Annotated in this window: 23 protein-coding genes and 1 pseudogene; 14 read left to right on the forward strand and 10 right to left on the reverse strand. The window is 63.9% G+C overall.

The window, feature by feature from the left end:
- Positions 1-260, forward strand: a pseudogene (locus tag E2493_RS16555) (IS110 family transposase); the annotation flags it as partial.
- 749 nt (positions 261-1,009) lie between these two features.
- A complete protein-coding gene (locus tag E2493_RS16560; RefSeq protein WP_135088974.1) occupies positions 1,010-1,819 on the forward strand; it encodes a MipA/OmpV family protein in 810 nt (269 codons plus the stop codon).
- A gap of 514 nt (positions 1,820-2,333) precedes the next feature.
- Here E2493_RS16560 and E2493_RS16565 read toward each other — a convergent pair.
- A complete protein-coding gene (locus tag E2493_RS16565; RefSeq protein ID WP_225421541.1) occupies positions 2,334-2,786 on the reverse strand; it encodes a DUF6640 family protein in 453 nt (150 codons plus the stop codon).
- Positions 2,787-3,234: 448 nt separating this feature from the next.
- Between E2493_RS16565 and E2493_RS16570 the strand changes: the two genes are divergently transcribed.
- Positions 3,235-3,780, forward strand: a complete 546-nt coding sequence (locus E2493_RS16570; RefSeq protein ID WP_167737584.1) for a DUF2243 domain-containing protein — start codon at positions 3,235-3,237, stop codon at positions 3,778-3,780.
- Positions 3,781-4,097: 317 nt separating this feature from the next.
- Here the strand turns inward: E2493_RS16570 and E2493_RS16575 are convergent, their stop codons facing one another.
- Positions 4,098-5,711, reverse strand: coding sequence for an ABC1 kinase family protein (locus E2493_RS16575; RefSeq protein WP_135088983.1), 1,614 nt, complete (start codon positions 5,709-5,711; stop codon positions 4,098-4,100).
- Entirely contained in the window at positions 5,704-6,198 is a 495-nt protein-coding gene (locus E2493_RS16580) for a MarR family winged helix-turn-helix transcriptional regulator (RefSeq protein WP_135088986.1), read from the reverse strand. The genes E2493_RS16575 and E2493_RS16580 overlap by 8 nt, the downstream gene beginning before the upstream one ends.
- Positions 6,199-6,273: 75 nt before the next feature.
- On the opposite strand from E2493_RS16580, the gene E2493_RS16585 reads away from it, so the two are divergent.
- The 8 genes from E2493_RS16585 (at position 6,274) to E2493_RS16620 (ending at position 16,147) form a co-directional block, all read left to right on the forward strand.
- Positions 6,274-7,422: an HlyD family secretion protein gene (locus E2493_RS16585; RefSeq protein WP_135088989.1), complete on the forward strand. Its 1,149-nt coding sequence runs from the start codon at positions 6,274-6,276 to the stop codon at positions 7,420-7,422.
- Between the two features lie 3 nt (positions 7,423-7,425).
- Complete coding sequence (locus E2493_RS16590; RefSeq protein ID WP_135088992.1) at positions 7,426-8,982, forward strand: DHA2 family efflux MFS transporter permease subunit; 1,557 nt, start codon at positions 7,426-7,428, stop codon at positions 8,980-8,982.
- A gap of 7 nt (positions 8,983-8,989) precedes the next feature.
- Positions 8,990-10,483, forward strand: a complete 1,494-nt coding sequence (locus tag E2493_RS16595; protein WP_135088995.1) for an efflux transporter outer membrane subunit — start codon at positions 8,990-8,992, stop codon at positions 10,481-10,483.
- A gap of 348 nt (positions 10,484-10,831) precedes the next feature.
- On the forward strand, positions 10,832-11,185 hold the full coding sequence (locus E2493_RS16600) for a DoxX family protein (protein WP_135088998.1): 354 nt from the start codon (positions 10,832-10,834) through the stop codon (positions 11,183-11,185).
- Between the two features lie 604 nt (positions 11,186-11,789).
- On the forward strand, positions 11,790-12,776 hold the full coding sequence (locus E2493_RS16605) for an aldo/keto reductase (protein ID WP_135089001.1): 987 nt from the start codon (positions 11,790-11,792) through the stop codon (positions 12,774-12,776).
- A 32-nt stretch (positions 12,777-12,808) separates the two neighbouring features.
- Positions 12,809-13,585: an SDR family NAD(P)-dependent oxidoreductase gene (locus tag E2493_RS16610; RefSeq protein ID WP_225421542.1), complete on the forward strand. Its 777-nt coding sequence runs from the start codon at positions 12,809-12,811 to the stop codon at positions 13,583-13,585.
- Between the two features lie 446 nt (positions 13,586-14,031).
- Positions 14,032-15,435: an aminotransferase class I/II-fold pyridoxal phosphate-dependent enzyme gene (locus E2493_RS16615; RefSeq protein ID WP_135089007.1), complete on the forward strand. Its 1,404-nt coding sequence runs from the start codon at positions 14,032-14,034 to the stop codon at positions 15,433-15,435.
- Complete coding sequence (locus E2493_RS16620; RefSeq protein WP_135089010.1) at positions 15,401-16,147, forward strand: OmpW/AlkL family protein; 747 nt, start codon at positions 15,401-15,403, stop codon at positions 16,145-16,147. Before E2493_RS16615 ends, E2493_RS16620 begins: the two co-directional genes overlap by 35 nt.
- 1,048 nt (positions 16,148-17,195) lie before the next feature.
- On the opposite strand, the gene E2493_RS16625 is transcribed toward E2493_RS16620, so the two are convergent.
- Positions 17,196-17,525 carry a hypothetical protein gene (locus E2493_RS16625; protein ID WP_135089013.1) on the reverse strand — a complete coding sequence of 110 codons (330 nt, stop codon included), beginning with the start codon at positions 17,523-17,525 and terminating at the stop codon, positions 17,196-17,198.
- A gap of 681 nt (positions 17,526-18,206) precedes the next feature.
- On the opposite strand from E2493_RS16625, the gene E2493_RS16630 reads away from it, so the two are divergent.
- The 3 genes from E2493_RS16630 (at position 18,207) to E2493_RS16640 (ending at position 19,906) form a co-directional block, all read left to right on the forward strand.
- On the forward strand, positions 18,207-18,701 hold the full coding sequence (locus tag E2493_RS16630; protein WP_135089016.1) for an Hsp20 family protein: 495 nt from the start codon (positions 18,207-18,209) through the stop codon (positions 18,699-18,701).
- 92 nt (positions 18,702-18,793) lie between these two features.
- Positions 18,794-19,294 carry an Hsp20/alpha crystallin family protein gene (locus E2493_RS16635; RefSeq protein ID WP_135089019.1) on the forward strand — a complete coding sequence of 167 codons (501 nt, stop codon included), beginning with the start codon at positions 18,794-18,796 and terminating at the stop codon, positions 19,292-19,294.
- Positions 19,295-19,525: 231 nt separating this feature from the next.
- Positions 19,526-19,906, forward strand: coding sequence for a transposase (locus E2493_RS16640; protein ID WP_135089022.1), 381 nt, complete (start codon positions 19,526-19,528; stop codon positions 19,904-19,906).
- 420 nt (positions 19,907-20,326) lie between these two features.
- Here the strand turns inward: E2493_RS16640 and E2493_RS16645 are convergent, their stop codons facing one another.
- The 6 genes from E2493_RS16645 to E2493_RS16670 all read right to left on the reverse strand — a co-directional run bounded on the left by E2493_RS16645 (position 20,327) and on the right by E2493_RS16670 (position 25,155).
- Positions 20,327-20,986, reverse strand: coding sequence for a Y4oB family protein (locus tag E2493_RS16645; RefSeq protein WP_167737586.1), 660 nt, complete (start codon positions 20,984-20,986; stop codon positions 20,327-20,329).
- 10 nt (positions 20,987-20,996) lie between these two features.
- On the reverse strand, positions 20,997-21,623 hold the full coding sequence (locus tag E2493_RS16650; RefSeq protein WP_135089028.1) for a hypothetical protein: 627 nt from the start codon (positions 21,621-21,623) through the stop codon (positions 20,997-20,999).
- 3 nt (positions 21,624-21,626) lie between these two features.
- The gene (locus E2493_RS21580; protein WP_191993014.1) at positions 21,627-22,346 is read right to left on the reverse strand and encodes a hypothetical protein; all 720 of its coding nucleotides are present in this window, start codon (positions 22,344-22,346) and stop codon (positions 21,627-21,629) included.
- Positions 22,347-22,388: 42 nt separating this feature from the next.
- Positions 22,389-22,904 (reverse strand): RNA-dependent RNA polymerase family protein, encoded by a 516-nt coding sequence (locus E2493_RS16660; protein ID WP_135089031.1) that lies wholly within the window; start codon positions 22,902-22,904, stop codon positions 22,389-22,391.
- A 159-nt stretch (positions 22,905-23,063) separates the two neighbouring features.
- Positions 23,064-24,851: a relaxase/mobilization nuclease domain-containing protein gene (locus E2493_RS16665; protein ID WP_135089034.1), complete on the reverse strand. Its 1,788-nt coding sequence runs from the start codon at positions 24,849-24,851 to the stop codon at positions 23,064-23,066.
- A complete protein-coding gene (locus E2493_RS16670) occupies positions 24,841-25,155 on the reverse strand; it encodes a hypothetical protein (protein WP_135089037.1) in 315 nt (104 codons plus the stop codon). The genes E2493_RS16665 and E2493_RS16670 overlap by 11 nt, the downstream gene beginning before the upstream one ends.
- Positions 25,156-25,266: the final 111 nt, after the last annotated feature.

A 25,266-nucleotide genomic window follows, 5' to 3' on the forward strand; every position in this document is an offset into this window, starting at 1 on the left:
CAGGCGGCAAGCAGCGGCTGGGCAGCATCTCGAAGATGGGAGAGCGCACCATCCGCCGATTGCTCATTATCGGCGGCAGCTCAATGGTCCGGAGAGCATGTCGCCACGGTGCGCCAGCAGGCTCGTGGCTGGAGCGAATGCTTGCGCGCAAACCACGCATGCTCGTCACGGTCGCGCTCGCCAACAAGATGGCGCGCATGGCCTGGGCGCTGCTGACGAAAAAGGAGGACTACAGAGCTCCGGCGGCAGTCGCGGCGTAAAGTCGCGGCGGCAGCCAGAGGCGTCGGGGACGTAGGCGGATCGAAGGAGGGTATGGCACAACGGTCGATGAGACGGGGCTGGAAGAACCAGTGAAAGTCAGAGCGCCACCCAAGCGCGCAAAGCTGAAATGGATCCGGTCCGCGAACTCCCATACTGGCCCGCAGCTATGGCGCTGCTCATCGAGGCCGGACAGATGACAGCAACCGACTACGTGCCAACGTTACCCCGATTTACCGCTTGCATCCGAAGGGGCGTCCACAGATGACCTCAGGAGAACTCGAGTGGCTTGATCGGGCGGTGCTGGGAGAAGAGGCTAGGCGAGCCGTCTAGGATCTCTAGTCAGTCGATCTGGCGAGAAACCTAAGTCTGGTTGCGTCACCGCCTTGGGTGCCGATCGAGCTTTTACTCCCGCCCCGGGCCCGTGGAGCGATCAAAGTCGACCGCCGCGCTGACCAGGCTAGAGCGGCCGTCAGCTGCGATCCGATGAGGGCTTGGTGCCCGCGCTTTGCAAGCGATGGGTCGCAGTCACCGCCACTGGGTACGGCATGTACCTCATAATATGGTATTGAGAATTCTCCTATACGGTGCGATACGCCCCGCCACGCGGCCACTTCGAATTAGGCTCGAAGGCATTGGCGCGCCCCCCCCTTCCCGGACTCCTCACATACAGAGGCCCCGGAACTGAAGAAGGCACACTGCCGTGGTTTGGAACTTCAAATTGCTTGGTACCGCCGCCGCAACGTTGGCAATGAGCGCTACCGCGACGGCTGGCGCGCCCGGCGCCGATGAACGGCAGAACGAGCGCCGCCGGAGCAGCGTCACTATCGGCGCGGGCGCTGCGTACGTGCCCACTTATGAAGGCTCTGATGATCATCGTATAGTCCCGGCCGCAGCGGCTCGCGGGAACGTAGGGGGAGTGGAATTTTTCACTCGTGGCCTGCAGCTGTACGTTGATGTGATCCCGGACAGATCTGAAGATGGGATCGAGCTCTCGCTCGGGCCGGTTGTAGGCGTCCGCCGCAACCGAACCGGCGGCAGTCTCAAGGACGATCAAGTTGAAGCCCTTGGCAAGCTGAAAACTGCGATCGAGGTCGGCGGCTTCGTCGGAGTGTCGAAGACCGGCGTCGTCACTAGCAACTATGATACACTGTCGGCGAGGATTGCTTACGTGAAGGATGTGGGCAATGCACACGAAAGCCACGTAATCACTCCGTCTATTAACTATGCGACGCCGCTTAGTCCCGCCACGCTGGTCGGAATTGGGGCATCTCTCGATCTGGTTGGCGATGGATACGCGGACTACTATTTTTCGGTGCCACACTCTGGCGCCGTTGCGAGCGGTCTTTCCCCGTTCTCGGCGGAGGGCGGCGCTAAGAACTGGAGCCTAAGCATCTACGCAGCCCAGTCCCTGACTGGTGATCTGCGACGTGGGGCAGCGCTGTTCGTCGGAGGGAGCTATTCCCGCCTCAGGGGCGACTTTCGACGCAGCCCCGTCGTGTCTGAAGCCGGCGACGCCAAGCAGTTTCTTTTAGCGGCCGGACTGGGGTACACCTTCTAGGAGTTGCAAACCGGAGCTTGAGGCGCATCCAGTGCGCGAACGGCACGAGATGGACTTCGACGAGAGGGACCAAACGCGCCGGCCCCGTCCCGACCTAGAGTATATCGGCTCACAGGCCCATGCTACGCCAAGGGTCAGCTGCAAACTCTAGGAAAACCTAGCCAAGACGACCAATCCTCGATAATCAGGCCGTGGAGTGGATCAAGAACGTTATACATCGGGCATCAGAGCTTTCAGTCACGATGGACCATGACGTCACGGGATCTCGAGCTGGCACTTCGCACACGAACTGGCCCAGATCTTCCTGCCAGCGAAGTGGAACGTGCCTGACCGATCAGCTGAGCCTACATCGTGGAGTCGGCGCCCGGCCCGAAGCCAAGGGTGCCGAGGTACTGCCTGAGACCCCGAGCGTGAGGTGGACCGGACGGGCCTGGAATTGCGCTGCCGGATGACGGGCGCCGTTATGAACTGAGAGAAAAGGAGATCCCCCGCAGCCCCTTGGGAACTTGAGGGTTCAGCTCCGGTTCCTCTTCATCAGGACGTAGCCCAGTCCCGCCAGCGCGAGTCCCGCGAGCGCGACCGGTAGCTCGTTGATCCACACCCCCGCGAATTTGGGCACCATTTCAGGTGCCTCCACCTCCAGACCTTCTGCGCCCGGAAACAAAAAAGCGGCCGCCTGCGAGCCAAAGATGATTGCGGGCAGGAGTGCCGCGACGGCTGTGTCGGCAGAATGACCGAACGGGCGGCGCACGAGAAAGTACAGGCCGGCTGCTCCCCCCAATGTAGCCACGCTGATGGTGATGCCATCATGAAATTTCGCGTGCGGCGTCCATCGTGGATTATACATGTGGGTTTTATTCATGTCAGCGAGCCAACCACCCGTGAGCGCCCCGATGTTGGCTGCATAGAGAGCTGCCCGCCCGAGGATAGGTCCGGCCTCCCGCGGAAGAGACAATGTTGACGCCAAGCTTCTCTCCTCAATCCGGATGAGGTCTGCGCTGCGCCGGTTCGTGAATCACACATCCATCTGCGAGCCTTGCGCTGCGCTTCGCCCATGCAGGTGTTTCGTCGAGGAGGAACTCGTGGCTAGAGTTATAGATCCCTCCCGGCATGATCGAGTTCGGTAGCTCGGCCTAGGGTTCGTCTGCCTGCTGCCGACGACTTTTTGGATCAGGCGTTCCCCGCCGACCCCGCTCCTGTCCATCCCCCCCGAGGCGCGCAGAACATCTCGCCTGGCGGAGGTCAAGCCGAGAAGATGCGGAGACGGCGTCCCGGCTTAACTGATCCAGTCTAGGGATTTGGCTTTGCCTTGGGCAGCCTGCTTCCCGAGCTCTGAAATGGCGTCATCTGCGGGAGCCTGCCAGGTGTGGGCGTTCCCGAGCAGGTGCTGTTGAACGTGTCATGGACGCTTGATCATGCTGGCTCGGACCGGCGGAAGCCTTTCTGCGCCTGGCGCGGGACGAAAGCTCTTCGCCGGTGTGCTGATGGGGTTCGGGGTCTGGCACATCCTAGATAGCGTACTGTCGCATTGGGTGCTGGGAATTCACCGGATCAATCTCACCAGCGAGGATCGATTGTTCTGGGATCTCCTGTGGTTCATCGCTTTCGGCATCGTGCCGTTTGTCGCCGGCTGGCGTATGCGTCGCGGTCCCGGCCCTGGGCAGCCGGGCGGGCGGGTTGCAATAGGCCTTGTACTCGCGCTGCTCGTTGCGGGGCCTTGGGCAGCGTTCCCACCGCGCGGTGCGAAAAGCGCCATCGTGATGTTCGCCCCTCACATTAGCCAAGGCCAAGCCTTCAACGCGATCATCGCGGCCGAGGGGCAGCCGCTTTGGTATTCACGGGGTGTGTGGGCCGTTAGGTGGACACAGGGGATTCGCTCTCGCCCACTTTATGATGCCGGCGCGATGATCGTCAGCACTTCGCTGGTCGGCGCCGGCTGCCTCGCATGGTCCGAAATCTGATCTCGCACTGGTGCGCACTGACGATTTCGCACTCACCCGGCGAGAGGCAAGAACGTGCTCTAGCTAGGTCGATCTTCTGTCGGTGTCCAAGAATTATCCACCGCTTGCGGCGCCACGTGAGTTTCGCAGCTTCATCATTCTCACCAGCCGCTCGCTTGCGCCTCAGAACCGAACAGCAGCCCGGAAGCGTCTGATCTCCATCAAGCCTTCTTCGCGTCGATATAGACGCGCTCAAACTCTGATTGATCTCGAACTCGGCGCCCGCCGAACGTGACGGCGGCGTGACCAGCCTCCCGCGGCTCAAGATTGCAGCGCCGTCATCGCCGCCTAAGCCAGTCTGCAACGGCCAACAAACCGGAAAGCAGCGCCAGCAGCGCCGAGAGCAGAGGTTCGGAGGCGAAGACGATCGCCGAACATATCGCGAGGACGGCGGGATACAGCTGCGGGTTGGCTCGGCTGGCGTCGAGGCCGGCGCGCAGCCGCTCAAGGTCCCGGGGCGCCATGCTAAACGTGATTGCCCCGGTCCGAGCAACCTTCTCGATCTGCCCGACGAGGCTGGGAGTCGACAGCGCCGCTCTTCCAAGTGCTGTGAGCAGCTTGCTCGCTTCGCCCCGCAGCCGTGCCGGGCTGGTCCGCTCGCGCATCAACTCCCGGGCAAGCGGAGCCAGCTCACGCGTGATGTCGAAGGACGGATCGATGCGCCGGACAAAACCCTCGGCGGTAAGCAGCGTCCGCAGCACCAGCGCCAGATCGGGAGGGAGGGCGAGATGGAACTCCCGAAGCAGCGCAAAGACCCGCTGAAATATGTCGCCCAGGTCGATCTTTTCGAGGAGGACGTTGCTGAAGCGGTCGATCAGCTCGGCCAAAGCCTCTTCCAGCCTGATCCTATCGACGTCCGGATCGCCGGCCCAGAGCATGAGAATGTCGACAACGCCGCCCGCGTCCCCCGACGCGATCGCCAGGCCCAGCCGAACGAGTTCCTGCCGGCGTCTCGGCAGGAGCGTGCCGACCGCCCCGAAGTCGATGAAGCCAAGGGTGCCGTCCTCAAGGAAGAAGACGTTGCCAGGATGCGGGTCGGCGTGGAAGTAGCCATTGATGACGATCATCCGCAGCACGGCTTGGGCATAAGTGCCGGCAAGCGCGGTGAGGTCGAGACCTCTGTGGCGTGCAGCCTCCAGGTCAGTCGCCGGAACGCCGTGAAAGCGCTCCTGGATGTTGACCCGCCTGCCGGAAAGCTCCCAGTCGAAGCGGGCGGTTCGAACGCCCAGATCCTTGAGAAACGCCCCGATCGCGTCGCTTGCGCGCGCTTCGGCGCCGAGGTCCATCTCACGGGCAAGGCTTTCGGCGAAGTGGCGCAGCAGCTCGTCAGGCTTCAGCCGCGCAATTTCTGGGATGCGGCGCTCTGCAATCCGGGCGAGGCGCCGCAGGATCCGCAGGTCCGCGTCGACGATCCGCTCGATCCCCGGGCGGCGGACCTTGACGATGACCTCCCGCCCGTCGAGCAGTGTCGCGGCGTGGACCTGACCTATGGAGGCGGCGGCGAACGCCTCCTCGTCGAAGCGGCTGAAGCAGTTCTCGATGGGTCCGCCGATGGCCTCCTCGATCAGCGGCCGCACAACCTCGAAGTCATTGGGTGGAACCCGGTCCTGCAATTTGGACAGAGCGTCGACCCATTCCGGCTCCAGCAGGTCGCTGCGCATCGCGAGGATCTGACCGAACTTGACCGCCACGGGACCGATGTCGCGCAACAGCGCGACGACAGCTTCTGGCCGGGGGTTATCGAGTGATTCGTCTCTGGCGGCTCCAAGGCCAAGCCTGGCGGCCAGCCCTTTCAAGCCGTGACGCCCGAATAACACCAGAATCTGCGCGAAGCGCTCGCGCTCCCTCAATACGGTCGCACCAGACCCCTCGCTCAATTCCGGATCAGCCACCGTCCTCGTCCCCGGGAGCGGCCACGCGACCTTTCCGGAAGCCCCCTTCCTCTTCGAGTTGATCGACGATCCGGTCCAGGTGCAGGATCGCGGCCTTCAACCCTGCAAGTTCTACCTCCGTCAAGCTGCCGAAGGTCCGTGCCACGATGCCGTCGTATAGTGGCAGGCCCTGCTCCAGCATCTCCGTACCGGCGTCGGTGATCTGCACGAGCTTCGCACGACGGTCGCCGGGAACGGGCGAGCGCGACACCAGCCCATTCTGCTCCAGCCAGTCGATCGCCTGGGTGACGGTGCGGGGCGCATGGTCGAAGAAGCTGGCGATATCGGTCGAGCGACGCGGTTGCTCCGCAAGGAACGCGAGCAGCTTCAGCCGGGACATCGAGGCGCCGTTCGCGGAGAGGTGCGCGTCGATCAGCCGCCGCATCCTGTACCAGGTCCAGCCGAAGTCGGTGGCAATCCTGCGCAAGCGATCTTTCTGAGGTTCCATAAAATATGATATTGCCGCTAATTTGCTGGTGTGGCAAGCGCCCGGGCCACACGCTTCAGTCAGGGTAGGCCCAATATGGCGAATCAACCAGCAGGCGCCGCAGAAGGCAGTGAAATCATCGAAGAGCGCCGGAGTTCCCCGCTCAAGTCTCCGCGTGTACGGCTTGCGCTGCTCATCGGCGCGATCGCGATGGTCGTCGTCGGCTTCCTCTGGTACTCGGACCGGGAGACTCGCGGCAAATATATGCAGAGCACCGACAACGCCTATGTGTCGGCTGACTCGGTCGTGGTTGCGCCCAAGATCGCTGGATATGTCGAGCGCGTGTTCGTCGCGGAGAACCAGGCCATCCGGCGGGGGCAGCCGCTGGCTGAACTCGACCCGCGGGAATATCGCGCCCAGACCGAACAGATCACCAGCCAGATCGGAGCGGCCACCGCAACGGCCGAGACCACGCGTTCGCAGATTGCCGAGCAGCAGGCTGTGATCGCGCAGGCGCAAGCGCAGCTCGACGCCGCGCGCGCCGAAGCCGCCTTCGCCGCGCAGCAGGTCGCGCGCTACCAGCCGCTCGCCGCGTCCGGCGCCGAGCCGCGCGAGCGGCTCGCCCAGCTTCAGACCCAGGCACGACAGGCGCGCGAGCGGGTCGATGCCGCGCAGGCGGGGCTGCTCGCTGCGCAGCGCCGTGTCGGCACGCTGAACGCGCAGGTGCGGCAGGCTCAGTCGCAGGCCGAGGCCGCCCGCGCCCAGCTTGCGGCGGCGCGCGTCAATGTCGAATCGACGCTGCTCAGGGCGGCGATCACCGGCCGGATAGGCGATCTTGCGGTCCGCGTCGGGCAGTTCGTGCAGCCGGGGACGCGGCTGATGACCCTCGTGCCGGTCGACCGTCTCTTTATCGTGGCGAACTTCAAGGAGACTCAACTCGGGCTCATGCGTGTGGGCCAGCCGGTCAGCATCGAAGTCGATGCGCTTCCCGGGATCGAGCTGAGCGGGAGGCTCGCCAGCTTCGCTCCGGGAACGGGCGCGCAGTTCTCGGTGCTTCCGCCGCAGAACGCGACCGGCAACTTCACGAAGATCGTCCAGCGCGTGCCTGTCCGCATCGCGATCGACGCGCCTCCCGAGGTGCGGCGCCTCCTAGTCCCGGGAATGTCCGTGGAGGTCACAGTCGATACACGCTCAGCGAAAGGGGAACTGGACCGGATCCGCCAGGCCACAAGCAGGGAGCGCTGAACGATGGCGACAGCCGCAGCCGCCGCAGGTGCAGTTCGTCCCGAACGGGCGGACGCGACCGCGTGGATCGCCGTGGCGGCGGGCGCACTCGGCGCCCTCCTCGCGACGCTCGACATATCGATCGTCAACTCCGCGCTGCCCACAATCCAGGGGGAGATCGGGGCGACCGGGACGGAAGGCACCTGGATCGCCACCTCGTTTCTTGTCGCGGAGATCGTCGTTATTCCGTTGAGCGCGTGGCTCGAGCGGCTTCTGGGATTAAGGACGCTGCTTCTTATCGCGGTGACCGCCTTTACCGGCTTCTCCGTCCTGTGCGGCATCGCAACGGATCTGATGACGATGATCATCGGCAGAACAGGTCAGGGCCTGATGGGAGGCTTGTTGATTCCGACGGCGATGACGATCGTCGCCAAACGCCTCCCGCCGCAGCAGCAGCCGATCGGAATGGCCCTGTTCGGGATGACGGTGATCCTGGGGCCGGTGGTTGGCCCGTTGCTCGGCGGCTGGCTGACGGAGAATCTGAGCTGGCACTATGCTTTCTTCGTCAATGTACCGGTCTGTGCGTTTCTGCTCCTGCTCCTGCTGCTCGGGCTGCCGCACGAAAGGACGAACTGGATCTACCTTCGCGAGGCGGACTGGTTCGGAATCATCGGCATGACCCTTGGCCTGGGAGGGCTGACGGTTGTGCTCGAGGAGGGACACCGGGAGGAATGGTTCGAGTCCTCGTTCATCGTCCAGCTGACGATAGCGACGGTCATCGGCTTTATCATGTTGGGCATCGGCCAGCTTCGGGCGGCAAAGCCCGTGTTGAAGCTGGGGCTCGTCCTGAACCGCCAGTTCGGCAGCGTTGTCGTCATGGCGCTGGCGCTCGGCATGGTCATGTACGGCTCGACCTTCGTGATCCCTCAATTCCTCGCCTTGATCGCCGACTACAACGCCCTCCAGACGGGGCAGGTGATCTTCCTCATGGGCGTTCCGGCCTTTTTCCTGATGCCGTTCATTCCGTTCATGATCCGCCTCGTGGATATCAGGATCGCGGTCGGCGCCGGCCTGGCGATCATGGCCGTCAGCTGTTTCGTAAGCACCAGCCTCACAGCCGAATCCGCCGGCGAAGCGTTCACCACAGGACAGCTGCTGCGCGGCGTGGGAATGATCCTGACCATGCTCTTTCTGAACCAAGCCACCGTCGCCTCGGTCAGCAAAGAGGACGCCGGTGACGCCTCGGGCATCTTCAATGCCGCGCGAAACCTTGGCGGCTCGTTCGCTCTGGCGGCCCTCGCGTCCTTCCAGGACCAGCGCATGTGGCTCCACAGCCGGCGCATGGAGGAGACGCTCTGGGCGAACGACTCGCGGCTGCAGGAATATCTTACGGGGTTGTCGCATTCCCTTGGAAGCAGGGAGGCGGCGTTCCAGTCGCTCGCGGGAACCATCCAGCAGCAGGCCTTCGTCATGACCTATAACGACATATTCTGGGCGATGGCGCTCGCGACCTTTGCAACGCTTCCGCTCGTATTTTTCCTTCGGCCGCTGCCCAAGGGGCTGTCGCTGGCGATGCACTGAGGCTGCCATGTCCAAGTTCAGATACTTCGTCCTTGCCCCCCTGCTCCTTGGCGGATGCGTTGTCGGCCCGGACTATTCGGGTCCGCCGGAGCTCGGCCGCTCGAGCCCAGAGTCCACGTTCGTTCGCAGAGCGCCGGGTGCGACTTCTACGGAGCCTGCAATCGCGGCATGGTGGACGACGCTGCAGGACCCCGTGCTCGACGAGCTTGAGCGGCGCGCGCTCGCCTCCAACCCGTCGCTCGAGGCGGCGCAGGCCCGAGTCCGCCAAGCCCGGGCGTCGGTTCGACAGGAGCGCGCGAACCGTCTCCCGGCCGCAGGCGCTCAGGCGACTTCGGTCTTCGCCGATCTCCCCGGCATCGACCTCCAATCGAACCAGGGAAGCGGCACGCCCACACCGTCGCCGCCCGCGTCCACCGAAGAGGACGCGGGCACCTCCCTCCAGTTTTACAATCTCGGGCTGAATGCTAACTGGGAAATCGACCTTGCCGGCGGCCAAGTTCGACGGGTCGAGGCCGCCAACGCGCTCGCGGCCGCGGCTGCCTACAATGCTGCGGACGCCCAGGTTCAGCTCACGGCCGAGCTCGCCCAAGCCTATGTGAACGTCCGGGACCGGCAGCAGCGGGCGACCGCGCTGCGCCAGGGACTTGAGCTGCAGCGGCGGCAGCTCGAGCTTTCCGAGCAGCGTTTCCGGCGGGGCACCGTGCCGGCCTTCACCGTCGGGCAGGCGAACCGGGCCCTTCAGGCGACGACCAGCGACCTCGCCGCCGTCGAGGCCGAGATCGAGATCTACCTCAACGCGCTCGCCGTGCTCGCCGGCGAGGCGCCAGGATCGCTCGATCCGCTGCTGGCGCCCCCGCGCGACATCCCGCTGCCGCCCGAGAGTGTCGCCATCGGCGACCCCTCCTCGCTCCTCCGTCGCCGGCCGGACATCCGGGCAGCCGAGCGGAACCTTGCGGCCGCAACGGCTCGCATCGGCGTTGCGCAGGCGGCCCGTTTTCCAAAGATCAGCTTCATGGGAATCCTAGGGATCGGCGGCACGTCGATCGGAGACCTTGTCGATCTCGGTAACATCTCGAAGATTGCCGTTCCCCAACTCCAATGGGGTCTCCTGGACTTTGGACGAACGTCCGCAGCGATCGCGCAGACCCGGGCAGGCCGCGACGAGGCGGAGGCGCAGTACCGGCAGGTGGTGCTCAGCGCCCTCCAAGACGCCGAGACCTCGCTCTCGCGCTTCGCTCAACAAAGGCGGACCGTTGCCGCTCTTGCTGAGATCAGCCGCTCGGCCGAGCAGTCGGCGGCGCTCATGCGGCAACGCTACCAGCGAGGCGTGATCTCGCTGGGCGACAGCCTCGAGGCCGAGCGCCAGCGGCTGCTCGCAGAGGCGAACCTGCGCAGCGCCACTGCGGCGCTGACAGCCAGCTATGTCGCGATCCAAAAGTCGCTCGGACTAGGATGGAGCGAAGCTCGCGAACCTCCAGCGGGTCCTGCCGAAGGAGATTAGCGCGCCATTCGGCAATGACATCAGGACTCCTGGAATTCGTGCCGCTCCTTGCGGGCTTTGCGCGGCAGTCGAGCCGGGAGCACGGCTTTTCCTCGAGGCCGCGTGCGGCGGCTAACATCATTGCCTCAGGGGCCGCGGTCAGCTCCGCATTTTCACATACCTCAGTCAGTTGCGGCATCCCGGCTCGATAAGGCACCAGAGCGAAAGAGTTTACCTGAGAGACTGCGTGTCGTGGGCAAGTCCGCCAAAAACCACTTTGCGTGCCCTGGATGCGGTGAAAAACTAAACGCTCACGGCCGCGGCCGAGGAGCAAATAGCGCAGAACTAAGCGCCGACGGGAGTGGGTCGATGCGAAATTTTCATTGGAATTCTGTTTTATCTTGGCTGCTTTCTGCCTTCTTTATCGTGGGAGGGATCAGCAATATCATAGCTTCCGAAGCGATCCTGTCCGACTACGACCGCTGGGGTTATCCGGAATGGTTTCACTACGTAACTGGGATGCTCGAACTGACAGCCGCAATCCTGATCTTTCAGGTAAGAAGCCGGAAGGCTGGAATCGCCCTTGCTGCCGGGATCATGCTCAGTGCCGCAGTAACCGTGCTCGTTCACGGCGAACTCACGCGGGCGATCGCTCCGCTCCTGGTGCTGTTCGTTGCCATCGTGGCGTTCCTGACCACGGGAGCAAAAAGGAGAAGAACCTGAGAGCAGACCGCTGCTCACGCCGGTGTCTTCCGCGAACCGTTCTTTGGGGAGAGTTCCGCCAATGGGATTGCCGCTAGGGGCGCTAAGCGGATGTTACCGGATAGGGCCGCCGAGACGCGAGCACCCGATGACAGCGGCTCGAAAGACGCGGTGCTCAGCCAAGTTTGGGCGGTAACCCACATCCGGGTGGAGTCTGCTCCTGCCGCGTCGGACGAACCCCGCCGCCCTTGGAAGGAGCACTGACTTGCATGTCCTTGCGCCGAAGGGGCCAGCTCCTCTTTCGTGCTTCCTTGATCCAAGTATCAGCAAATCCGGCCTGAACCTCACCAGGCGGGGCGGCAATCCGCATCGCACTGCCTAAGGAGCACGGCCTCTTGGCCGAGCACGTTGGCAATCTCGCGTAAGAAGCAGACCCAGGCCTTGGCCTCACGGCTTCGAGGATCAGCGTCGAAAAACCATGAAGAGGCAATCGGGATCGCCGTCCCATCGCCTCGAGAATACGACTGGTTTAGTACGGAGCGCGGACCGCAAAATGAACTCGCGGGAACGCCTTCGCCGGGGGACAGTTGCGCCTAATGAGGGCGACACATTGAAGGAACCTGAGATGGACACGCGCAAGCTTGGCTCGGGTGGCCTTGAGGCCTCTGCACTCGGCCTGGGGTGTATGGGGATGTCGGAATTTTATGGAGGCCGCGACGAAGCGGAAGCGATGGCGACGATCCATCGCGCCATCGATCTGGGCGTCACTTTCCTCGACACGGCCGACATGTACGGCCCATTCACCAACGAGGTCCTGGTCGGCAAGGCGATCGCCGGCCGTCGTGACCAGGTGGTGCTCGCAACCAAATTCGGGAACGTCCGCGGCGAGAATGGCGAGTTTTTCGGCATTCGCGGAGACGCGGAATATGTCCGGCAGGCCTGCGACGCTTCGCTGATGCGCCTCGGCGTCGACCACATCGACCTTTATTATCAGCATCGTGTAGACCCCGACACGCCGATCGAAGAGACCGTGGGCGCAATGGCCGAGCTCGTGAGAGCCGGCAAGGTCCGCTATCTCGGGCTGTCCGAAGCTGGCCCGGAGACGATCCGCCGTGCACATGCCGTGCACCCCATCGCTGCTCTCCAAACCGAATATTCCCTCTGGAGCCGAGAGCCGGAGGAGGAGGTCCTGCCGACAGTTCGCGAACTGGGCATCGGCTATGTTGCCTACAGCCCGCTCGGACGCGGCTTTCTCACCGGGCAGATCCGGAGCGTTGATGACCTCGCGGAAGATGACTACCGCCGCAACGCGCCGCGCTTCCAAGGCGAAAACTTCGAGAAGAACCTTGATTTGGTGCAGGAGATCGGGACGATGGCGCGGGAGAAGGGCTGCACGGCGGCCCAACTCGCGCTTGCGTGGCTGCTGGCGCAGGGAGAGGACATTGTTCCAATCCCCGGCACCAAAAAGCGGACGCGGCTGGAGGAGAATGTGGGCGCACTGGACGTGCGGATCACAGCCGAGGACCGCGCGCGCATCGATGCCATTTTGCCGCCGGGTGCCGCTGCCGGCAGCCGCTACGCCGCGCCGCAGATGCAGGCGCTGAACCGGTGAACCCTGGAAGGCTTGAGGCCCACGTTGCAATCGTGACGGGCGGCGGGCGAGGTCTCGGCCGTGCGATGGTGCTAGGCCTTGAGGCGGCGGGGGCGCGCGTGATCGCGACCGCCGCCCGCGAAGCGGCAGAAGTCGAAGCGGTGGCAGCCGAGAGCGTGAACGGCCATATCACCCCGATGATCGCCGATGTCGCACGCGAGGAGGACTGCGACCGCGTCGTCGCAATGGCGCGCGAGCGCTTCGGGCGGCTCGACATCCTCGTAAACAATGCCGCCCGTGGGATGAAGTACGTGAGTGAGCGGTTCCTGTCGGAGCCGACCCGGTTCTGGGAGGCCCACCCGGAGGTCTGGCGAATGGTGATCGACACCAACGTGACCGGACCCTTTCTGATGGCGCGCGCGGCCGTTCCGGGCATGATCGCGGCCGGTCACGGACCGATCATCAACATCACCATGAATCACTCCACCATGCGTCGGCGCGGCTTCTCGCCGTACGGTCCCTCCAAGGCGGCGCTGGAATCTGAAACCATCATCTGGGCGCAGGATCTCGAAGGCACCGGGGTAACGGTCAACGCTCTGCTTCCGGGCGGGCCCACAGCAACGGGCATGATCCCGGAAGGCTTAGCGCAGGAGGCTCGCTCGAATCTCCTCGACCCTACAATCATCGTGCCGCCTCTTCTTTGGCTAGCTTCCGAAGCATCATCCGGGGTGACGGGGCGGCGCCTTGATGCCTCCCGCTGGCAGCGCGAGGTGTCTGCGTCAGAAGCCGCTGCGAAATCAATGGCGGATGCTGGCTGGACCGTTGGCTGACGACTAGCCAGGCGAAAGGCTTGGCCTGCACGCTGAAGCCGGATCGAACGAATAGGAGGAGGTTGGCTAAGCGACCGAAGATCGTTCGAAGGCGATCGGGCACAGCGCCCCTTTGAAGCCCTTGCCGACTCTCCACCTGGTACCGGAAGCGCGAGTCGATCCAACTTAGACTGGAGGCTCGCGCGAGTGCGACGATCGCAACTCAGGATCTACATCGTCCGCGCTCAAAGCGATCGCATGAAAAAAGCTGAAGTGGGCTGCGTCGATTTCGAAAGGAAGCCGGTCCCGCTGGCGGAACTCATTGGAAAAATCGAGAACAAGGTTGCGAGTCCGTACTGAACGCAACGCGGCCGTCTATAATGGCTAGAGGCCGTTCCGCCCGCCTGCTGGGGAGTTGGGGAAATGAGTGTATCGAGTGACGCGCGCTTGAAGGCGCTCGGGGCAGCATGCGCGATTTCCGGTACCTGCCGGGGTCGAATCTGCTGGACCGGGTGCATTCCTTCTACGATTGGCAGGAGCTGCGCCGTGGCACCGGCCTGTGGCCACTCGGCCGTTCGACCGAGACCGGGCCCCGCAGCAAGTGCGTTGCCCGCACCGACGAGGGCGAGCTGTTCGAAGGCATCAATTTCGCGTCGCAGGATTATCTGAGCCTCTCGGCCCATTCCGCGATCAGTGACGTCGCGATCGAGACGATCAAGGAATTCGGCGTGCACAGCGCCGGCTCGCCGGCTCTGGTCGGCAACACCTCGCTGTCGCTCGCTCTCGAGCGCAAGATCGCCGACTTCCTGCAGATGGAGCAGGTCACCCTCTTCCCGACCGGCTGGGCCGCCGGCTTCGGCGTCGTCAAGGGCCTCGTTCGCCCCTCCGACCATATCGTGATGGACGCGCTGTCGCACGCCTGCCTTCAGGAAGGGGCCCAGGCTTCGACCAGGAACATCCACCTGTTCCGGCACAACAATCTGGACTCGGTCCGTGAGAAGCTGACCGCGATCCGCGCCAAGGACAAGGACAACGGCATCCTCGTCATCACCGAGAGCCTGTTCTCGATGGACTCGGACACGCCCGACATCGCCCGGCTGCAGGAGCTCGCCCACAAATTCGGCGCGATCCTGCTGGTCGACGTGGCCCACGATCTCGGCGCCCTCGGCCCCGACGGCCGCGGCCACATCGGCATGCAGAACATGATCGGCAAGGTTGACGTGGTCATGGGCAGCTTCTCCAAGACCTTCGCCTCGAACGGCGGCTTCGTCGCCTGCAACACCCGCAGCGTGAAGGAATATCTGAAATACTATTCCTCGCCCTGCACCTTCTCCAACGCGCTGTCCCCGTCGCAGGCCGCGATCGTCCTCAAGGCGTTCGAGATCGTCGACTCCGAGGAAGGCGCGACGCTTCGCCAGAGCCTGATGAACAACATCCGCTTCCTGCGCGAGCTGCTCCACGGCACCAGCTTCGAGACCTATGGCGATCCCTCTCCCATAGTCTGCGTGCAGATGGGCAGCGAGGGTCTCGCCCGCCTCGTCGCGCGCCGCCTGCCCGACATCGGCCTGCTCGCCAACCTCGTCGAATTCCCGGCGGTGCCGAAGGGCCAGGCGCGGTTCCGCATGCAGGTGATGGCCGGCCACAGCAGCCGCAACATCATCGACTCGGTCCACCGGCTCAGCGTCGCCCGCGACCAAGCGCAAATCCAATTCGACGCCCTCCAGAACGGCACGGCGACCTTCGACACGATCGATGCCGTGATCAATCAACCGACGTGCGGCCGCGGCGGCAAGACCGGGCCAACGGGTGGCCAGAAGGCTCGGCGGGCGAACTCCAGTGAAGGCCCGTTATCGCTGCGGGCAGCAAGCTGAACATCAATTCAAAGCTCCGGCGCTCGATCCGACACCGAGAGACGAACAGAAGGCTATACTCATGAGTATCACGGCTTCCCTCCTCACCCTCGCGGCCGGTGCCGCTGTTGCTGCGCCCTCCCCCGCCGCTCAAATGGTCGAGCATGACGCCTTCGCGCGTGCGGGCGTTGCGCGGCTGAAGCTTGCCGACAAAGGTGGTTTCGAGATCGACGGCACCCTCGTTCCCGGCGCCGGATACTCCACCCCGGAGAAGTGGATGGGCAGCTTTGAGCTTGGGTATTTCGTCACCAGGAGCATCGCCCTGCAGGTCTCGGGGACGACCCCGGTGAAGACGCCGAACATGCCGAACGGCACTCTCGACGGGACGCCAAACCTCGGCACGGACAAGTTCAGCCTGTTCACCGGCACCGCCAGCTGGCACCCGCTGCGCGGCGGCAAGATCTCGCCCTACGTCGGCGGCGGCATCGAGTGGTTCCACGTTTGGTCGATACGCGACGAGTTCGCCGACAACCTCAACGTTCGCGACGAGGTTGGCCCCGCGATTCAGGTCGGCGCCGAGATCAACGTGACCGAGCGTTTCGGTGTCTACGTCGACGCCAAAAAGGCTTTCGTGAAGACCTCCGCCTCCGCGGAAATCGGACCGAGCGTCGTCACCGCCAAGCCGGGGCTCGATCCCTTCATCATCCAGGCGGGTGTGGTAGTACGATTCTAGCTTCGCCCGGCCGGGAGGTCCGCGCGCCCAACAAACGTGGCGCCTCCCGGTTGAAGCGAGCTCCGGAACGCGCCGCATCTCTGATCCAGCGTCCGCCCCCGCGTTCACTGGGCCGTCACGCCTTTTCTGGAGATGACGATCTGAACAGTGGGGCTGCCGCCGCGGCCTGATATCGAAAAGCTGAGACGCACATCTTAACGCGCAGCAGCAGAGCTTGCATCACAGCTCAAGATCTTGCCTGGTCCGCTCGCATTGCTCTTTCGGATGACCGTGGTAGAACCTGATCGTGCGTCACCACGCGATGCAAGCGAGGTAAGAACGGAGTCCGCATCCGCCTTAATGCGAAGCTCGCGCGTGAGCGATTTATTGGTAGCCGCATGTCGAGGGGCTTTCCGGGCGGCGGCCGTGCAACCATGGGCAAGCACAGCGATCTGTATCAGTGGCTCGCCATGACTCCCCTTCGCATCGCTCCACCGAGTACCCGCTACGCTACCAAATTAGATGTGAATGCGTTCCCAGACTCCTAAGTTAAGGACGCACTTCATCTGCGGATTGTGAGCGCCTGCGGGGCGGCTTTGCGGAACCAGAGGAACTCTCCCGAAGTGCACTGGCCTCGGCCAGCAAAGCCTCGCATGTACTTTGGCTGACGATCGGTCGCCGGCCGCGTCGATGGGCGAGCGCCTCAATCCGAGCAGAAGCTTGATCCCGCTCCTCCGCTGGAACCAGCTCCCGAAACAAGGACGCACGGGCTCGCAGAGAATCGCTTTCCAGGAACGAGATTCCGGGTTGCCGTGACATGTAAAGCCCTTCCGCGGCGCAGAGCACCGGTGGCTGATCAGGATTTGCGGGCACATCTGCGCAGCTTGTCAGCCACAATGTTGTGGCAAGGAGCCAGCCAGACGCCGCCTTGATTCGCATGCTCATACCAGTGCCCGTACGGCAGAGACAGCGCTGCTGACCAAGCTAGCCGTGGCCGGGAAGGCCAGGCGTCGGTGACAGCGGGCTACACTTGCCTGCCGCGCCAGTTCGGAGGTGACCGCCAGCTGCCTCAGATCTTCGTATCGAGTGCCGATTGCATCTCGTGAACGTCGCCGATGGGTCCCTCGCGTTGTCCCCGGTCATCGTGCGGGAAGATTGTGTCGAGTCGGTCCTTGAGCGTCCGCGAGAATTCCTCCCGGTCATGTCCGCGATGGTGCGAGGCCATGATCTCGCGATGGATCGCCCCTTTGATTCGTTCGATCGCCTGGAGATCTATTGTGCCCGCTTGCACCAACTCAGTGCAGAGCTGGAGCAGGCCGACGGTCGTGGCGTGAGCCCGTAAGCCGATGAAATCGAGAGTGTCGTGGAGGCGGTGTGTCTCACCCGATCGGTTATCCATTTGAACCTCCTTACTTTCCAGATCCGGAGCTCGCCGGAGCCACGCGTGGTCCGACGGTATTGGTGCCCTGCGGTGCGTCCGCCAAGGCTTGTGCCTCGTTGACGGCTTCCTCAATTTGCGCGGCGGCGCGCGGCGGTGGACTCGGTTCATTGCCGCAGGACGCCGACGTGAGAGCGACTGAAAGGACCAATAAACGCGACCCGCGACGAACCGTTTGGATCCGCATGGTGCTGATTTCGAGGACCATTGCTCCTGCGTCGGCGCGGGTACGCTTCACGGCGTCAGAAGGGGAGTTCGGCATTGCCCCCTCGTGCGGAGCGTGCCGATCCGGTTTGAGGCGATGCTCGGCTAAGTCCCAGGGATCTCATAAGTTTTCTCCCAAAGGGAACGCGGCTTCGAGTCAGATCGCGCGCCTCCAGCAGGTGATGTCAACGAAGGGGTCATAGAGGCACGGCAGGCGCCATGTCAACAGGTGTTGACCTGCCACCTGGTGTGTCCGGCCTGTTGATGCGATCCCAGCCCTTTTGGAGGATGTAGCTAGAACTGGCGATGCGCCTGTTGAAACGCAGCAACGATTAACCATATAGGTTCACGCCGGGTGCCGTTGGGCCCGGCAGGCCAGAGGGCGTCCGCTTTCTCGGACGCGCCTCGCATCATCGTTGCTCAATGGAGGACTTTGATATGAGGAACAACTATGACCTGAGCCCGTTCCGGCGTGCCACTGTCGGCTTGGACCGGCTGTTCGACATGCTCGAGAACGGCATGACCGAACAAGCGGCGGACAATTATCCGCCCTTAGATCTCGAGCAGGAGGCCAACGACCGTTACCGCATTACGCTCGCGGTAGCTGGCTTCCGACCCGATGAGATCGACATTACCTCGCAGCAGAACCTGCTGATCGTCAGCGGCAAGAAGCGCCAGCAGGACGAGCGCAGCTATGTCCATCGCGGCATTGCGGCGCGCTCGTTCGAGCGCCGATTTGCGCTTGACGATTATGTCCAGGTCCGTAGCGCCGATCTGCGCGAGGGTTTGCTCTCGATCGAGCTCGTGCGCGAGCTGCCCGAGAGGATGAAGCCGCGCCGGATCGAGATCCACGGGACCGAGGGCGCGGCGCGGCTGAGCGACCAGCGCGATCCGCCTGCCAATGAGAACCAGAAGGATCGTGTCGCCGCCTAAAGCAGCGGCATGTACGTCCGACGCAGGGCCGACCGGCACTCTGTCGGCTGGACCGTCATGTTGCAAACCTGAACTAACCAAGGAGGATCAAGATGAACATGCGTGATCTCATCCCCTGGGGCCGGCAGAGCAGCACGGCTCCGGTGCAGTACCAGAACCAGGACAACCCGATCGTCGGCTTCCGCCGCGAAGTGGACCGGCTGTTCGACGATCTCTTTCGCGGCTCCCTGCCGAGCCTTGGCCTCGGCGGCTCCCTCGCCGCATGGCCGAACGTCGAGCTCAGCGAGACTGATCGAGAAATTCGCATCACCGCTGAAGTGCCCGGCATGAGCGAAAAGGACGTCGAACTGCTGATGGAGGACGGGGTGCTCACCATCCGCGGCGAGAAAAAGAGCGAGACCGAGGATAAGGATCGCGGCTATTCGGAGCGTTATTATGGCCGCTTCGAGCGCCGGATCGCCCTTCCCTCCAACGTCGATGAGCAGGGCGCCAACGCCAACTTCAAGGACGGCGTGCTCACGGTGACCCTGCCCAAGTCCGCGGAGGCCGACGGCGGTCGGCGCATCCCCATCAACGGTGAGACAACACACTAAGCGTGAAAACCGGCGCTCTGGGCCCTTTGCTGCCCCGGAGCGTCCTTTTGGGGAGAACTGCCATGGCAGAGGCTGGTCGAATCCGGAGCGGTCGGCCCAGCGGGCCGAACCTTTCCGCCTTATCATTGAACGACAACCGCATCGGGACAATCTCGGGTGCGCCGAGCGCTGAGCGGCCTGCGCCGAGCGGCGTGCCACGCTCGGTCTCGGCCCTGCCCGAAGACGCCCCTGATGGAAGTCCCCGGCATCGGCCCACTTGTGGCATCAGCGTTGGTGGCCTGCGTTCCGGACCCTGCCATCTTCCGTTGCGGACGCAACATGGCAGCTTGGATGGGTCTTGTGCCACGGCAGAACTCATCAGGCGGCAAGGAGCGGTTGGGATCGATAACCAAAGCAGGCAACCACTACCTGCGACAGATGCTTTTCACCGGCTCCATGGCCGTCATACGTCGCGCAATGCAGAGTACGCGGCGCACGTGGATAAGCCGCCTACTGGAGCGGCGCTCGCCCAAGGTCGCTGCAATTGCGCTGGCCAATAAAACTGCCAGAGTAGCCTGGGCACTGATGATGAGCGGCGAGCGCTATCGTGAGCCGATGGCAACCAAAGCATGAGGAGATTGCACGCCTGAAAGGCGGCGCACCGAGGTTGGGAAGGGCAAAGGAGCTATTGCACGAAAGCGGGTCGATACCGCCGGATCAGAATGCCCCACTTGCGCCAAGCACCTTCAGAGTGCGAGGAACTGATCGGGGACCTGGTTCGCGGAAGGCATTATGGCCAGCGGCGATGACAGAGCCGCATTAAAGGCCGGACACATGGCCGCACCGACCAGCAGTGCACAAGCTAAGCTAGCACTTGCCAACGGAGAGCCGTCCACACATGGCGCTAAGCAGAAGCGGTGCCGGCGATCCTCTCCGTCTTCAGATGATCGCCGGCACGAAAGTAGTGAATCGTCTTACCAGAACCGCTTCGAAAGCTTGATGTGGACGATCCGACAGTCTCCTTCTGCGGAGTGTGGAAGCGCCAAATGCGGATCAAATCTGAGCATCGAGATATCTCCGGACCGACCGCAGGCCCTCGAGACCGGTGAGCATCAGCTCGAGCGCGGAGCCCCCGCCGAAGATTTGTGCGGTGTTCGCCTTGCGGATCCAGGCGTCTGCACGGTCGGGAACAGGCAATAGCGAGTTGATTGCTTTGAAGATACCGAGCGCCAGAGACAGCCGCTCGAGGGCCTCCGCAGGGAGGCGGGCGGGAGGAGAGGATCGCCAGTGGCGAAGCGTGTGACGATCGACGCCCAGCAGCTCGGCCTCCTCCGCTCTCGTTAGGCGCCACGCTTCTGCAATGCCATCGAGCACCCGCATTGCTGGGCCGACGACGTCCAGCCGCGCAAGGGCGATGACCTCCTCTGCATCCTGGTCCGATCGCAGAGCCTTGCGGAGCGGCGGCTCGCCGCCGAGCAGCGGGTGCGGAGCCCGCAGAAACTTCTCGGCCCGCTCCGCATCACCGGCGTAGCCGTCGGTGATCTCCCCCCGGACCCAGGCGACGCGGTCGCGCTCCTCAACGGCACGCGCCGTCGCCTCGCGGAAGCCCTTCAGGATGAAGGCGGCGAGCAAATGGCCGTTCCCCGTCTCCACGAGGTCGAGGAGAGTCGGCGGCAGTTTCTGAGTGGCGAGCCACTGCTCCAGCTCGTCCATGAGCTCCTTCTCACTCGCCATAACCGGCCTCCCGCCGCACCCGCTTCCACTCGCGATCGATGATCGCCCGCCCCTCCTCCGCGTTGATCAGCGGCATCACGAAAGTCGTGAAGCCGGTGGGTCGAACACGCCTGACTGGAAGAATAAGGTGGCTGTGCGGAATGCCGTGCCCCCAGCTTCGGCCAGGTACGTGGAAGACCACAACCACCGCGATTTCGAGCTGGGCACCCAGCTCTACGCCAAGCTGACGCGCGCAGGACCACGCTTCGTGCATGCGCATCGTGGCCGGAACAGCGTCCGTTTCGACATGACGGAGAGTCGTGACCGCAGCCAGGTGCTGGATCGCTCCCCGCTCATTTCGATGGAACGCACGCGCCAATTGTTGCGGATCGGAGAACTCGTCGGGCGCTCCCCGCGGCAGCAGAATCTCCCATCGATCGGCAGTCGGAGGCGGCCACGGCAGCGCGCGATCCGGCTTGTCAGTAGGGAAGGCCCGCTTAAAAAGTACGTCCTCCAGCGTCCGCCGGGGCAATCCTGCCCCGGCGGACGCTTCAACGACGCCATAGCTGACGTCTGGATCTTCCCCGGTGACCGGATCGTAGTCGAGGCCAGGCGGGGCCTTATGCTTCTTGGCCATCGCTCAGAGCGCCTCCGGCTCATGGACGAGGCGGCGGCCCCGGTCCGGCGCGTCAGCGAACCGAGCCATCGGCGGCCGGGCTTCGGAGAAATAGACCTCCTGATTGGCTTCCTCGCTGCCCCCGATCGGGTTCGTCCTCATCAAGGGCGGCAACGCACCCAGCTGCTTGCGGCCCAGCGCCCGCTCCGCAGCGCTGGCGAACGGCGGCGCCTCGCCAACTTCGAGGCCCCAGGGCGTCGCCCGGATGGCCGGGGTCGCACCGGCATCCGGGACCAGCCAAAGATCGCCGTCCATCTGCCAGGCCTCATAGCGGCACAGCCATCCCGAGAGGCACTGGAGACGGATGTCGTAGGTCGTACCCCGGTCAGCATCGTGGCGCACCAGGATCAACTCGAAGCCCGTGCGGGAATGCAGAGCCTCCCCCTCCGGAAAGAGCAGCGGGCGTCGACAGGGCGTTCCTGCGACGATGATCCCCGCATAGGGCATCATCAGACAGCCCGCGAGCACCGGGTCGCGGGCTCCCGGCATCGGGTCAACCAGGCCGCCGATTGCACCAACCAAGGCGCACATGCGATTTCGCACGACCTGACCGGCAACGGGGATCAACGGCATCGGAGCAGTCGATCGCTCAAGCAACAACTTCGTCATAATCATTCTCTCTGAGTTGCGGCGGCGACCGCTGAGCAGGTCGCGGCCAACTTTTTCATTCTCGAGCTCAGCCACTCGGGCGAGCCGTCCCCCTTCAAGGGATTCGTGTGCTGCTGGTCAGCGCCTCTTCATTGCACTCGCCATCAGGGCATCCGCATTGCGGAAGCCGAGGCTGTGCGCAGCTACGGTCTGAGGATGCCAGGTCGCGAGCCGACCGTCGGCGATTCTGAAGAAGGGCCCTCCAGGATCCTCGCCATGAGGATCCGGAGCGAGCCACAGCTCGGCGGGCGCTTCGGCCCAGAGCCTGAGGCCGCTGTGGTGGCGGATCCGTTCTCCTTCGTGCCGAACGATGGTCATGTAGAAGGTGGCCTTCCCGCCATTGGTGCGGCCGGGGGAGATCAGCAGCGCCGCGCATCGCGTTTCGTGAAGCAGCGGCGACAGGCCGCGCACGCATCCGTCGGCGCTGGGAATGAGGATGAGGTCGGCCGAAGAAACGTAATGGAGATCGGCCTCAATAACCTGCAGCAGCGTAGCGTCACGCTTGAGCTCCCATCCGGCCAGACGGGCGAGCGTCACGGCTCCGTCGCGGGCGAGCGCCTCCAGCGCCAGGAACGGCGCATTCTTGTACTTCATCAACTTGTCCTTGGTCGGCTGCCGGGCGGCTGCGTCCCGGCGAGCGGATAGAGTTTCACCTTTCGGCGTCAGCCACCCTGACCAGCCATCTCCTTCGACGGCGGCGGCCGCCTCCGGGCGACTCCGTCGCCAAAAGGCCGTCCGTCACGCGGCGGCTTCTCACCGCGCCTTGCCTTTACGCTGCAGGTGAGAGGCTTGATCGACGACAGACGGGCCATCCTCCTCCGGTTCGTGGGACGGCGGCACGAGCGAATGGGGAGAAACCGCTGCGACGTTCTCCCAATTGGGGTCACGCTGCGGCAACGGGCCCGCATCCGCCACCGGTGCCAGTGGCTTCCGGTGGACACCCGCTCTGGCAACTGCCGCCGGCTTCGGCTCCGGCAGCAGGCGACGACCGGCATGATCGACAAGAACGATGCCCCGCTCAGCTGCGAGCTCGGTCGACAGTCGGACATACTCGGACGAGCCGGACACGCGCACCGTTTTCCAGCGGGCTGCGGCCATCTCGAGGGCTATCGCGATGTTCTTCGGATCACCATTCATGACCACGATCACGCAGCGATGATCCTCGATGACGACCCGGCCATCGACGTCCAGGTAGAGCGTCGTCCAGCCGTCGCGGGCATGGTGCAGGGATGTCGTACTGGACGGGACAGCGCCGGACACTCCGCGGACGTTGGCTCCCGGGAGCATGATGCTCGGCAGCATGGTGGCAGCAGGCGCCGATGGCTGACCCGCTGTGAGCCATGCCTCAAGGCCCAGCCGGCTCTTGGCAAACCCATCCTTGGTCGTCGCGAACGCCGTCGTGATCGCACCTTTCGCCGAGGCAACTTCCGCCCGCATCGCGGCGCCCATCGCGGCAGCTACGAATCCGGGTAAGGCCGGATCGATGTCGGACAGGATCGCGGCCAGATGATCATCCAGCCTGGCAAGCTCCGCCGCCTGCGCTGCTCGAATTCGGTCGAGTTCGTTGCGGCAGGCTTGCCTGTATGACTCGAACGCAGCGTTCGCGCGCTGCGGGTCCGGCCGGAAAGGGCCGAGACGCGCTTCGACTGCCGTACGTGAGCATTCACGCCCGAAACGGCTGGCCGGGTGCGTATCGTCACCGACGGTGATCGTGGCCCCAGAACCCTTGCGGTCGTATCGGACACCGAGAGGACGCAGGCGGGCATGGAGGTCGTGCCAGTCGGAAGCCTCAGTGATCGAGGAGACGATGCGTTCCCGAAGAGCGGGGTCGAAGCCTGGCAGTGAACCCAGGTTATCGCGGCGATTGCGTGGCGCCTGGGTGCCATCTGCCGTCCGGAGAAGCGCCCCGCTCTCGACGTCGTACACCGCTCCGCTGCGCGCTACGAACTTTGCGCCGGGCTCCGGCTCCCACCCCTGGCGCTCCTCGATAATCGCCCGCGCTTGGGCCATGCGATCCTTGTCCCACCCGTCACCAGCCTGGACCATTTTACCGGTGATCGGGTGGACACGGTTGCCGAGGATATGGAGGTGCCAGTTCTCGGTGTTGGTGTGGAGGGACCACAGCATCTGACATTCCTGGATGCCCATCACTTCGGCGAAGATGCCGACGCTCTCCTCGGCCTGCTCGCGGGTCGGCTGCTCATGCGCCTTCCAGCTGAGGACCCAATGATCCAAGGGGAAGTGCGAGCGCGGGCAGCGGGCGGACACCGCCAGCATATCGATCTGCCAGTCCTCGAACCTGTCGCCCTCCAAGTTGAGGGCCCCGAAGGCCTCGACTTTCTCACCCGGCGAGATGCCGAGCTCGTCCATCAGCTTAGCGTCGACCACGTAGTTGGACATGGCGCGGACATGGGCGGACTCGATCAACCGCTCGGGCTCCGCATCGACCAGATAGCAGCTGAGGACGATGACCGACTCCGCGAGCCTCAGGATGGTTCCTCGCCGCCGCATCTGCCCTTTGCGAATGCGCTTAATGATCATTGGTGATCTCCGCCCATGCGGCAGCGCGCAGTTCGCGAACGAGGACCTTAAGCTCCGCCAGCACTGCCGGATCGATGTTTGGCTCGCGCCGCGCGGCTTCGGTGATGGCGATCAGGCGGCCGAGGGCCGCGAGCGCGAGGTAGGTCGGCCGCTGCCGGTCGAACAGCGCGTGCGAAATCACCGCGCTGATCGTCACGTGCTTCGTCGCCGCCTCGGCTCTCACCCGGTCGGCGTGCGCGTTCAGCAACCGCACCGACAGGGTGCGCGTCTTGGATGCGGTCGCCTTCTCCCCGGGGCAGCTCATGCGGCCCTCCCCACCTGCGAGAAGCTCCCGCGCCGAGCAGGACCCCGGACATGTTTACATGTCCCATCCTGTTTCGACTGAATCTTCCCTTTTCGGGCGGACAGCGGACGC

This window comes from Sphingomonas parva (ex Maeng et al. 2020), from assembly GCF_004564275.1.
GTDB lineage: Bacteria > Pseudomonadota > Alphaproteobacteria > Sphingomonadales > Sphingomonadaceae > Allosphingosinicella > Allosphingosinicella parva.